Origin of the sequence: Yoonia maritima (assembly GCF_002933395.1) — a bacterium.
GTDB classification, from domain to species: domain Bacteria; phylum Pseudomonadota; class Alphaproteobacteria; order Rhodobacterales; family Rhodobacteraceae; genus Yoonia; species Yoonia maritima_A.
Genome location: NZ_PKFN01000004.1, coordinates 1 through 12,357, shown reverse-complemented (window position 1 = coordinate 12,357; position 12,357 = coordinate 1). Strand labels below are relative to the sequence as shown.

General features: G+C 63.6%; 2 protein-coding genes. Both read right to left on the bottom strand.

The features are described from left to right. Positions 1 to 3,051, bottom strand: a 3,051-nt coding sequence (locus tag CYQ09_RS01350) for a SpvB/TcaC N-terminal domain-containing protein (protein ID WP_204353890.1), incomplete at its 3' end; no start/stop codon positions are given. Next, positions 3,048 to 11,915 carry a neuraminidase-like domain-containing protein gene (locus CYQ09_RS01345; RefSeq protein ID WP_162617527.1) on the bottom strand — a complete coding sequence of 2,956 codons (8,868 nt, stop codon included), beginning with the start codon at positions 11,913 to 11,915 and terminating at the stop codon, positions 3,048 to 3,050. The genes CYQ09_RS01345 and CYQ09_RS01350, both read right to left, overlap by 4 nt. Between the last annotated feature and the right edge of the window lie 442 nt (positions 11,916 to 12,357).

The following is a 12,357-nucleotide window of genomic DNA, read 5'->3' as shown; positions in this document are numbered from 1 at the left end:
CAACGAACCCGCCTCGCGCGCGGCGGTGGCTTGGGGGGCAAGCGTCCGGGCTGTCAAGTAGCCGTCCGGGTCGAGCGCAATGCCGGTCAGTTCGAAGCGCTGGCGTTCGATCAGGGTGCCGAGCGCTCGGTCGGAAGCGGCGCGCAGTGTGGCGGCGTTGGCGCCGTCGCGGTCGACCGAAGTGGTGACCTCCAGCGCTATATGCGTCACCGCCTGATCGGGATGTACCGCCCGCCCACCTCGGCGACCATAGGCGACGGTCGCCAGATCGGTCGTTCGTCCGAAGCGGTCGGCGGCAAGATGCAGCGTGTGTTCGATGCGCGCATCGGCGTTGCCGCCTTCGTAGAGGTGGATCAGTGTTTCTCGTGGTAGAAGCTGCGCCGCGCCGCGTCGGCCCGCTGGCGCCTGGGTCGCGGGTTGCTGCGGGAGGACCCGGAAACGGCTTTCGCTGATCTGAAAAGGCGCGTCGAAGTCGCGATCGGCGTAGACCTCTTGCCGGATGCTCTGGCCTTGCAACGCGCGCCGCGTCACGGTTCGCGTTCGCAGGTCCGAGGCGGCGCCGGGCCAAGCGCCCGCTTCCACGCTGCTGGGCGTGACCGGGCGAGCCTCGGCGTTGGCGTTGAAGATCTGCGTTTGCCGGTGCGCGATCATGCGTGCGTCTTCGCGCTCGCCCGCGTGGAACCACGTTCGCACGGTGGCGGCGATGAGCTCGCCCGCATCGCCCGCGCCGGGGGCTTCGCTGTCGTGGCGTTCGACCATGCCGAAATGGGCTAGCCCGCCGGTTTCCGGGTCGGAGATGCCATCGCGGTAGGTGAAGCGCTCGACGGTGAAGGCGGCGGTGATGTGGTCGGTGCGCTCGATCCGGCGGACGACGATGGGATGCGACGGGACCGGCATGAGCCAGGGCGCCGTGGATGCCTGCGCCTCGATATAGAGCGCGGCGGACGAGCCGTATTCGATGGTCACTTCGCCGCCGAGGTTGTTGGCGTAGCCAGTCAGCCGTCCGGCCGGGCCGTCGGTCATCAGCGGCAGGTAGGTCACCGGGCCGCCCGCGTCGCCGGGCAGGCCGGAGTAGGACACGAGACAGAGCGTCCCGTCGGCGAGGAGGTCCACCAGTTCGGCCCCTTGCGAGGCGTGCGCCATGGTCAGGCCCGGCAGATCGGCGGCGCGGCGGAAGGCGTTGCCGGAAAGGTTTTCCCAGACCTCGGTGCGGTCGGGGCCGAGGTACAGAAGGTCCGGCAGGCCGCTGCCGGTGACGTCGGCGAAGCGGACGCGGTAGGGGTCGTAATCGTCGGAATGATCAAAGCGCGGTGCGTTCGCGACCGGCACGGCGGGCCCGAAGTGGCCGTGGCCGAGGTTCGGCCAGTAGCGCATTTGACCGTTCCCAAGTTCGACAATATCGGCCAGGCCACTGCCGGTCACGTCGGCTGTGAAGATGCCGCGACCGGGCGTTGGCGCGAGCGCCGGAGGGCCGTCTTCGCCGCCCGCGCGCCTGAGTGGCAGGTGATCGCCCGCGCGCCCGTCGCTTTCGATCCAGACGACATCGTCGCCGCCGCCGAGCAGCAGATCGGTCTGTCCGTTGCCGCTGCAATCCATCAAACCCGGCGCGCCGGTGCCGGGACGGGCGACCTGGTCGAAGCTTTGCATGGCGTCCCAGTTCGCAGCGGTTGCGTCGTAGCGGTGGAACCCGGAGGTCGTGGGCGAAGCGACCACAAGGTCGCGTGCGCCATCGGTTTCAACGTCGCCCAACACGCCGCGCCCGACCGCCGAGGCACTGGGCAGGGTGCTGATGCGTTCTTCTTCGCCGAAGCGTCCGCCGCCGAGGTTCCGCCGAAGCGCCCATTCTCCGCCGCGCTTGAATAGGGCGTGGCTGATGCCTTCGCCAAAGGGGTCGGCCCATTGCGGCGGGTGCCCGGCGCGAAGAGGTGTGCCATCGCCACGTTGAAGCAGTCTTGGAGTGGCTGCGGCTCGAGCTTGCGCGTAGCGGAAGGTCAGTGGCGGTCCGGAAGCCGTCCAGTTCTCATCGCCTCGTCGTCCGGTGCGGGTAATCGCACGCAGGCGGGATCCGGTAGCGGCTTCGTCGTCGGGGCCATAGTCGAAGGTGATGATGTCGGTCAGGCGTTCGTTCGCGGCGAGCGTCGGATAGCGGTTTGCGAGCAAGAGCGCGCGGCACCGGCGGTAGCGGCGCACTTCGAAGCCGGGATAGGTCGAGAAAGGATCGGGTCGCATCGGCCAGGGCGCGGTTTCGTCGGAGGCATTGGCCGGCGCGGCGGTGTCGTGTTCGCCATAGTCGAAGACAACCTCAAGCCGGAATTGCAAATCGGCGCCCGGGTTGGCCTGGTCGTAGGGCACTCGGTTGCCGTAAAGGACGCGCTTCAGGTAGCGCGCGGCGAGGCCGGGGCCCGCCATGCGCCGCGCCTCGGCGGCGTGGGTGCGCGGGACGTTTGTGAAGTCTTCGGGCTTGTAGACAAAGCTGGCCGCATTGCCGTTGGCGTCGCGATGGTATTCCAGGTTCCACGCGGCGATCCGGGCCGGTTTCGCCGGGTCGGCGATACGGGCGGCGGCAGTTTCGCCGTAGATCGCGACGCCGCCGTCAGGATCGGCGACGCGCCATTGCGCGATGCCCGTTGCGCGGTCGGTCCAGCGTTCGATCACGTGGTCGTCGGCGCCGACGACCGGACGGAAGCGGTCGATACGCGTTGCGCCGATGGTCCGCCTGACGGGTTGCCAGTTGCCACCGACCTGTTCGAGCATCGGGCTGAGTTGCCCCAGACCGCTGAGCGAGAATCGGTCGGTATCGTCGTACCTCGATGCCCCCCGGTCGCCGAGCCGAGTGATAGACGGCGGGTCCATCGCCCAGCCAAGCCCAAAGGCGGAGTTGCCGCCTCCGGTGTGTGTCAGGCTGAGTGGTGGTGTGTTACCGGTGCGGTCGGCAGCGAAAGGCATCGGCACAGTCAGTCCGACGCTTCCGTCACTCGGGTTAACCTCGAGACTTTCGCCGAAGCCGATCGGCCCCGGCGCAAAGTCAGGGAGCGGCGGCCCGGCGGTCACTGGCGCGCTCCGACCGAATAGTCCACCACGACATAAATATCGCGGATTGCGCTGCCATCCAGCGCCGCACCGTTCGCGCCGCCGATGTCGCCTGCGTTGATCACTGCGACCGGCAGCGTGGCGCGCGGATCGTTTCCGGCGAATGCACCCACTGCGGCACCCGGCATGTCGCCCAGATCGGCGGCGGCGCCGAAGGCGGCGGTCGGGTCGCCATCAACCGAGAAGGCCAGCGCTCCGACACCGCCGTCCGTTTCCACCGCGATCCTGAAGTTGGTGGCCGTCAACGCGCGACCCGCTACGAAGATCGGGAAGTGGCGTGCGCCGATGGTCAGATCGACCGGCGTGTTGAGCGGACCTTCCACGAGCGTCTGGAAGACATCGTTGTGTTCCTGACGCAGGCTGATGACGCGCTGCAGGCCGTCGTCCTGGAACGTCTGGGCTAACGTCCCCGCCAGTGCGGCGTTCTGGGTTTCAACATGGTCGCGCAGCACGTCGTCGAATTCCGCCGTGTAGCTGATCCGAAGCAAAACGTCGCTGATCGAGGAGTAGTCGAATGGCGGGAAGCCATCCGGCTGCGGCAGGGTCAGGCGCCACTGGCTGACGACGCCCGCGCCTTCGAACGGCAGGTAACGCGGGCCACCGAAGCTCAACTCGAACACGCCCGCGTCGTTTTGGGCGGTACTGGTCGAGATCGTCTGGCCGCGCGCTGCCGGGACCGCCTGAAGCGCAACTGCTGAATCGGGGTCTCGCCGGATGAAACTGTCTTCTAGCGTCAGCGCCGCACTTATGTTGGCGTGTGGTCCGGCGACGGAAGGGATAGTCACACGCAGCGCCTTGATAAGGCGGAGGAACTGACCGGGATAGAACAGGTCGCAGAACTGTTCCGGAATCGAGAAGGTCGTGCTCCCTGTTGTCTTGAGTTCGACCAGCGCCGCCGGGTCCATCTGGAACAGAGAGAACGTCTGGTCGATTTCCTGGTAGGACGGCGTCGTCTCGATGAACCGTTTTTCTAGGTTCTGAAGGTCGACCATCAACCGCGACCCGGCGTGCAGGCCGGAGCGGCCGCTGTCCCAGTAGTTGCCGCTCAGAAGCTCAGACGTCTGGTCGTTTCGCTCGAACCGGTAGGCGGTCTCGGCCATGCGGGCCAGCGACATCGCGCAGTTGAAGGCGTCGCGATGCACGGTCTGCAAGGTGGCCGCAACCCAAGAGTGGAAATCGAGGTTGCTGAATTTGTTCTCGGCCTGAGTTTGCAATTCCTCGGCGTGGGTGATCGACAACTCGTGCAGTTCCACCGCGCGGACGGCTACCTGGCGCCTGAGGTCCGAGGCCGCGACCTCTTTCTCCAGTTCCTTCAACTGGTCGCGCTGTTGTGCGGCCTGGTGTTCCCAGCCCTCGGCGCGGCGGGCGAATGTCGCTTCGAGCGCCGCCGACGAGGCGACGATGCTGGCAAGGTCGGCCAGAGCGCGCGTGCCAACTGCGAAGCGGTGCGCGGAGCTGCCGGTTTCTATCCCGCCATACTTCATCGCAAACGGACTGCCGACCTGAGGGATCAGGTGCAACGCGCCGGAGAGGAAGCCGAGGACGGCTTCGGCCGCCCGCAGTGCGGATGCGGTATGGTGTGCGATGCGTTGGACGACTTCGGCATCGTTCAGACCTTCGTCGATCAGGTCTTCGACACGACCGAGCGCGTTGCTGAGGGTCTCCTGACGCGCCAGCATTGCTTCGTGGCTTCTGAGTGCAATGTCGCGTTCCCAGTTGCGTGTTTGAGTCGTGCGTTGCAGAACGTCCAACCCTTGCGACAGACGCAGAAGGTTCAGTTCCTCGCCGTCCTTCTTCTCCAGCGCGGCCTGAAGCGCGCTGCCGAAGGATTGAACGGTCCCGGCGAATTGCTTGGCCCGGTCGATCAGCGCCGAGAACCTGAGTGGGGGCGCGCTGCCATTCAGGGCAGCGAGGATGTCGTCGGTCGACAATCCTGCGCCACGTGCGCGGATCAGGGCGCGCGGGTCGATCTCGGGTGCGAACAGCGAAAGCTGGCGGCGGTTGCCGTCGATGTCGAGACAATTGTGGATCTTGTAGAGCCGGTCCTCGACGTCGTCCCAGAACTCCAGAAGCTCGACATTGCCGGGCACGCAGAAAGCGGGCGAGATCGTCTTGAGCACGGAGACGACAAAACGCGGACCGCGCTTTCGGCCGCGGCGTTTCTTGTCGACGGCCTTCCAGTTGCCGGGTTCGAACACCGGGGCGGTGTCACGGGTGCGGTCCTTCAGATCGTCAAAGGCGACAACGGCTGTGCCGGGTACGAACCGGGCGCGACCGTTGGCGACCTCTGCGGTCAGGCGAAGTTCCGGCTCGGCGGGGGCGGCGGCGACTGCCATGATACCGGGATTGACCAGCGGCTCGTCAGTGCGCACGGGCCCGGCGACGTTGGCCTCGAAGTTCGTGCTGGCGCGCATGGTTCGGTTTCGCGACCCTTCGAGCTTGATCGTCGCGCGGCGGCCGTCCAGATGGCTTTCACCGACGACCATCATGCCCTTGGCCTTCATTTCGAGCGAGTTCGCCGCCTTCCAGGTTGCCGAGGAAGCCATTTCCACGTCAAGAGCGAACCCGAGGTCCATCACGGCGGGACCTGTCGGCATGGCGGGGATGAGCAGCCAGTTTTCCAGTTCGGCAAGGAATTCCGAACCGCGTTCGAGCGCGGGCTTGATCGCGGTATAGCTGCGGCTGCCGCCGGTCTGGCCGCAATCGCCGATCTTTCTCGGGCGCGGCCCGAGGATTTCGCGGGCCGTCTGGTAGTGGACGATGGCTTCGGCAATGGTCTCTTGCTGGAACTGGCGGAACAACTTGTCGCCCCAGTCGATCTCATTCCTTACGTAGGACATGACCGTGGACTTCTGATAGGCCGACAGCCTGAGCCGTGCGATGGCGTGCGGATTGAACGGGTCTTCGCGGTAGGTCGCGATGGCTTGTTGCTGAGTCAGAATGGTGCGTAGCCTCGGGACGGACAGCCCCCGGAATTCGACATATCGCCAATTCCGATCCCGTTGCCGCGCGGCGTTTTGCGCATCGCTCAGGGCGGGGTCGTCATCGACGGTTTCGGTCGTGGTCGGGTTGAAGATGTATTCGTACCAACGCTTTGCTTCCGCGTGGTTCCCTTGCGCCTGCAAAGTGCGCGCAAGCAGGAACGGGACGTGGAAGAAGATTTCTCGGTAGTAGGTTCCGAATGGCCCATCAAAGTCGATTCCGTCGTCGACGATCATGTCGATGACCGATGAACTGGTCAGCTGGATCGGCGTGTTTCTCTCGCGCAGGCTTTCCTGAACCGACGTCGACAACAGGCCATCGATACCGCCAGTGAACAGTCGTCGGGCAATGAGACGGGCGAGCGTGGTGCCGATGCGTTTCAGAACCCAATTCTGTCCGGGCAGGGCGGTGCCTTGGAAGAGCAGCAAATCTCCACGCCAGTCGATGACTGCATCTATCATTGAGCCGTTGACAGGATAAACGTCGGCACCGCGCAGGTTCGCCAGTTTCGCCTGGAACAGGCCGTCCTGCGATAGGTCTCGGAAGTCATCTGGCGCATAGCGCTGGACCCGCTCGCGGGCTGCGCTGTCGGCTGCTAGGGCGACGAAGGCGTAGTCATCGAACGGTGCGGACGAGAGTTGACCGAAGTATAGCTGGCCGTTCCGCTCGCTTAGGATCGGGGAAGGCGGTGAAGCGTTCTTGACCCACGACATACGCGCTTGCGTTTTCGTGTCGGGGGCAATGCGTGTGTCCTTGTCGAATAGATCGACAAAAGCGCGCATCTGGTAGCCGATGCCCGCAAGTACGATGCCCGAAGTAGAGGACTCCGGATAAACCCGGGTCCATTCCTTGGTGTCGAGCGTATATCCCTCGCGTGCTGTGGTGTGCGGTTCGAAGTCGTAGCGGGGTGTCAGCATGTCCTTGATTTCGTCGTCCAGACTGCTGGGGTCGAACGAGAATATACCGAAGCCGAACATGTCCTTGATGGCATCCTTGAAGGCCTCCAGCTCTTCCGGCTCGATCAGCGGATCGGCGAGGATGCCATCGGTTTCGCCAAAGGGACGTGTGCCATAGAGCGAGATCGACTGTGGAACTGTCCATTCACCGTCCAATCGCAATGTCGAGAACTTTACCGCGAAGGTGTGCTTGTAGCCGATGAATTTCGAGCCTGCGTCGCGGACTTCGTTCTGGGCTGTCGTGACGATTTCGACCCAGAAGATGTGCAGCCGACCATCGTGCATAACCGGAGACACTTCGCGGACCGGGATCTTGATGTTGATCGGATTCCACGGGTTCCATTTGGTGTATTTCGTGCGGCTTCGGTGTCCGTATTTCACGTTCTCCGCAGTGCGGTAGTAGAAGGTCGGCGGATCGCCCGGCGTCACGCCGATCAGGTGCAACGTGTCGGTTTCATTTGCGTCGTCAATTGCGTGGTAGGATCCCGCAATGCGCAGGTTAGCAAGAACCTCGAAACCTTCGAGATAGCGGGAATAGGCGTCGAGGATGACCTGTTCGTCCAATTCGCTCTGGAGGACCTCGGACTCCAGTTCTTCGAACAGGTGGGTCTTGTTGTCGCGAAACTCGGGGTCGAGGTAGTTTTCGGTCCAGAGGAACACCTTCCGGTTCGCTTTCCAGACTTGGAAGTTCTTGCGCCACTCCCATTCGTCCGCCGGGATCAGGCCGGGGTCGACCTTTATCTCGCCGTTGGCGCTTTCCTCGCGTTTCAACTGGATACGGTGGACGTAGGCCTGAAGCGAAGTGGTGCCTGCCACGATGCGAGATGTCGGGAAGCAGCCGTCTACCTCGGTCGGCAGCAAGAAGTAGTCGTAAAGCTGTGTGTGGTTTTCGAATTCAGGATGGATCGAATGGATCAGATAGGCCGCAAGACCGTCACGTTTGGCGTTGAGGATTTTGGCCTCGTATGGCTCGTTCACCTCGTCCCACTGTTCGTCATCCGGGTGCTGGACGCGGAGCGCGGCGATGACGGCGTTCGCGGCGGCGTTCAGCTGATCGTAGTCATTTGACGCGGCATTGCCGAGGAAGTCGGCGGTGACGCCCAGCGTCTGGGTGAGCGCGCTGGCCATTTCCAGAAGCCCCAGTGCGTCGAGCGCGTTGGCTGGCAACGCAACGGTGTCGTTCAGCGCCATGGCCGCGCCGGAGTTGAGGCCGAGGTATTCGCCCAAAGCGGCGGCGGTCGCAGGGTCGAAGCTGGCGCCGTCGTAGCCCTCCAGCACGGGCGTGATTGCCGCTGCGGCGTCGGCGGTCAGGCGCGCGAACCCGGCGAGGCGCATGGCGACCGGTGCATCGATTGCGCCCGCGTCAGCAGCGCCGAAAAATGGCATGTTGGCGGCGGCGTAGGCCAGTACTTCGGCAGCGGTTCCGGCTGGCGGCATGGCAGCGGTGACACGCAGGAGGGCCGTCATGGCGGGCAGCATCGGATCGGTTACATTGTCGCCGCGCAATGCATCGGCGATGTTCGCGGCGGTCGTGTCGATGCCACTGACGGTGATCAGTGTCTCGGCGGCCGCGCGAGTTGTGGCCAGTTGTCCGGCCATGGCTTCGGCGAGCAGCGACGGAATGTGGTGTTCGGCGAGACGCTCCTTGAGCGCTGCATCATCGGCGACCACGCCTGCCGGTAGCGCGAGCGCTGGGGCTAGATCAGCGCCTGCGATGATGCGGAAGAAGCCTTCGTCAGCTATCGGTTCGATGATGGCGGCGTTTGCATTGATAATTTCCTCGGACAGGAGGTTGGTAATCTCGCCAACGCCCGCGAAGATCGTTCCGGCAAAGACGCTCCCCAGTCCGGATGCGACACGATCCGCCAACGCTTGCGCTAGGTCGCCGGCATCGGTCGCCAGATCGGCGTCGCCCGTGGCCCGGAAAGCGTTTTGGATCGACAAAGGAGAGCCGCCAAGCCGGTCAGCGAATTCCAGCAGAGCAATGACCTGATCGAAGTCCGCGATCTCGGGACCGGCGATGCCCGGGGCCATCGCGACCAGTTGGGCGAACTCCGCCACCGAAATGCCCAGCCAGTTCAAGAGCGACGCGTGGCGGAACAGAAGGCCAAGATTGTCCGCGGAAAGTGCAAAGCTGCGTGTGGCGTCGTCTGCTCCGGCGAGGTCCGCGCCAAGAGGTGCCGCCAGCATTTCGATCAGTTCGCCCAGTACGTCGGCCTTCAATTTCAGTCCGCCGCGCAGCCGACCCATCATGGCCTCGGTCGCGGCGTTGGGCGCAAGTGCGTGAACCGGGTGAACGAAAGCGGTCGCGGCACTGGGCCAGGCGACGTCACGTTCGAGGTGATAATCGGCGTTAAAGCGACGCTTTAGCAGGCTGGTGCCTCGGTCGCCGGGCTCGTTCGAGACACGACCCAGAAGAGAGGCGGCCTCGGAGATGTCGCCGCCATAGCGCTTTGACAAGTCGTGAAGCGCAACAATGTCGCCGAGCGCTTCAGTCAGGTCGCCGCCGCGCCCGGATTGCCGGACCGCCACATCGATGATATCGAGCGACGGGAAGCTTAGGCCCGTGGCGCGCGACAAGCGCAGGAAGCGGTGCATGCGGTCCAGCACGCCAAGGTTGAACCCGCGCGCGCGTTCTATGTCGAACTGCACGCTCATGTTGTCGCGCTTTTCGCCTCGTAGGACCGGGGTGTCGGCGCCCCGGTTGCGGACGAACCCGGACCGGACCAACGCCGTCAAATCCGCCCCTTCGAGACCGGTCGCAGCCGTCAGCACCGCGCTGTCGAAGGCGTTCACCGTCTGGCCCGCACCAGCGAAGTTGTGACCGTACACGCGGCGCAGATGCGCGCGTTGCGTGTTCGGCGTTGCAATGAGATCGCGCTCGATCCGCGCGACGTTGAGACCGAGCGCCTGCGTCTGCGCGGCGTCAACGTTGACGAAGGGCAGGACGGCGGAGCGCTTGAGCTTGAAGTGTTCGAGATAAATCTTCAGTGTCTCATGCGGCAAGACCATCGGCTGATCGAAGCTTTCGACGGTCGTGGCGATGTGATCGCGATAGACGAACCGCATCAGCGCTTGCCGGTCACCGCCACCGACGAAACCTTCGCGGCCGGCCAGATAGGTCTCCAGCACTTCGTTCACGATCATCAGGAGCGGAATTTCGGTGTTCGTGTTGGCGCAACTGAGTTGCATGTTCCACAGGTCGGGCCGCCGGTTGCGCAAGGAAAGAACGGCGTTCGCGTTGGCACCGGTGAAAACATGGTCGAGGACGTTGTCTTCGACGAACTTCATCAGGTCGGCGAAATAGGCCGCCGCACCAAGGACCGATGCACACTCGGGGCAGTCGCAGAAGGTTTGAGCGCCGAACAATTCTTCCCAGCCGTCGAGCTGGCGGAAGAAATCGCCGATGTCGGGGCCGATGTTTCCTGCGTCAAACCAGTTGAGTCCCCCGGCCACTGCGTCGTGGATGCCCACGGCGGCAATCCCGACCTCGGCCGCGATGGAGAGTGCCTTGGCGTGATAGGTTTTGGCCGTCGCCTCATCGAAATTCGTCGCCGCGACAAAGGCGGTTTCGGTCATCGAGGCGATAGCGGTGGCGCCTGAGAAACCGCTAACCACCAGTTCGGAGGCATCCAGCGCGTCTTCGTCGGCAACCGCATAGGCGCGCTGATAGGCGCGCGCGTTCGCCAGCACGAAGGGACGCATTTCGGCATCGATGTTGCCGAGGTCCAGCACGTCCTCAAGGTCTTCGTTGGACTGCGTCAGATCGAGCGACAGGAATTCGACATCGGCGTTCGCGTTGCGGAAAGTCTTCTCGGCTTCAATGCGTTTCGCAATGATTTGGGTGCGCTCATTTGAATCGGTCTCCGTGTCGTCCAGAACGTCGCCGATCTTCAGGCCTGGGTACTTCGATATCAGCGCAAAGGCATCCTTGTGCGCGGCCTCGGCAGCCTCGCGAGCATTGTCGTCGATGTCGTCGTTTCCGGATAGGTCGAACGTGCCGGGGCGCGCATTGGAGCTGACGCCGGCAACGGCAAGCGGTTTCAACCGATCCACAAGGTCGGCGCTGGGGGCGTCGCCCGGCTCGACGTTGCGCAGAATGGCGGCGGTCGGGAACAAAGCGGCGACTTTGCGTTCAATGAGACGGGCGTGTTCGGCGCGCTTGAGGCCCGGCGGTGGGGGCGAATCGGCGGCCTCCAATACACCCGCCCAATCGTCGGCGCTGAGTGCCGCCAGTGGCCGAAGCGTATCGGACGCTCCGGCGCCATCAGGCAGACGAACATTCTGCTGCACGACATCGACAAGGGCGAAGTCTTCTTCCAATAGACGGTAAAGCGAAAGCCGCTTGCCGAGCCGGGAGGCGGCTTCGTCGTCGAGGACCTGGCGTTCGGCCAGAGCGGTGAGGTCGTCGTCTTTCAACGAAAACAACTGCACACCATCCGCGACAAGCCGTTCGGCGATTTCGGGCGCGACCTCGGCCTCTTTGGCCAGCCGGAAGGATCGCGCCGTTGCCAGTTCTTTCGCGAACAGCGGGTTTGCCGCAATCGCGGTGCCACGGTGCATCAATGCCCGCGGTTGAGCAGGCAATTCGAACTCTGCCAGACGCGCTAGTCCCGCCGCCATTTCGCGCTCGGGCAACTCGGCGGCTCTGAGGCGCGCCTCGATATCGCGGCGCGGAACCGCGCGCACCGGGTCATCGAAATCAAGTGCTCGAACGACTTCACGTACGGCTTCCGGTTGCTCGGCAAAGTGTCCTTCGACCGACCGTTTCAATCTGTCGCGCAAACGAACCTGAAGCTTGGAAAACAGTTCGGATTTTTCCGCTTCGATTTGTTGGGGGGATTGGCCGGAAAGGGCGTCTAGCGCAATGAAATCTTCGAAGTCCATCGGATATATCTCCCAGAATGGAAAATGAAAACGACAACGAGGTAAAATTACTGAATTAGTGAAAGTTAAGATTTTAACCGAAATCACGCTCATTTTCAAGTCTCGGGGATGGTCCGGGCGGTGTGCGCCGGGTTCAGGGGCCATTGAGGTAGCAAAGTGCGTGTCAGGCGGGCAGATGGGGCGATTTATGCGCCCTCGAGACACATGTGTTGAGCCAGTTTTGTTCGGTGTCTGGAATGTTGCGGTGACACTGGCACCGGCGGCGGCTTGAGGGCGCGGATGGCAGAGAGGATTTGGCCGAAGACGTTGCCTAGCACGGCCACCTCAGCCAACTGGAAGATGCTCTTGCGTGCGTGGCGCACGAACTGGACCTGTCGCGGTTTGATGCCGCTCCTTTGATAGCATTTACTGCAGCAAAGGAGACTGACTATGGGACTGAAAC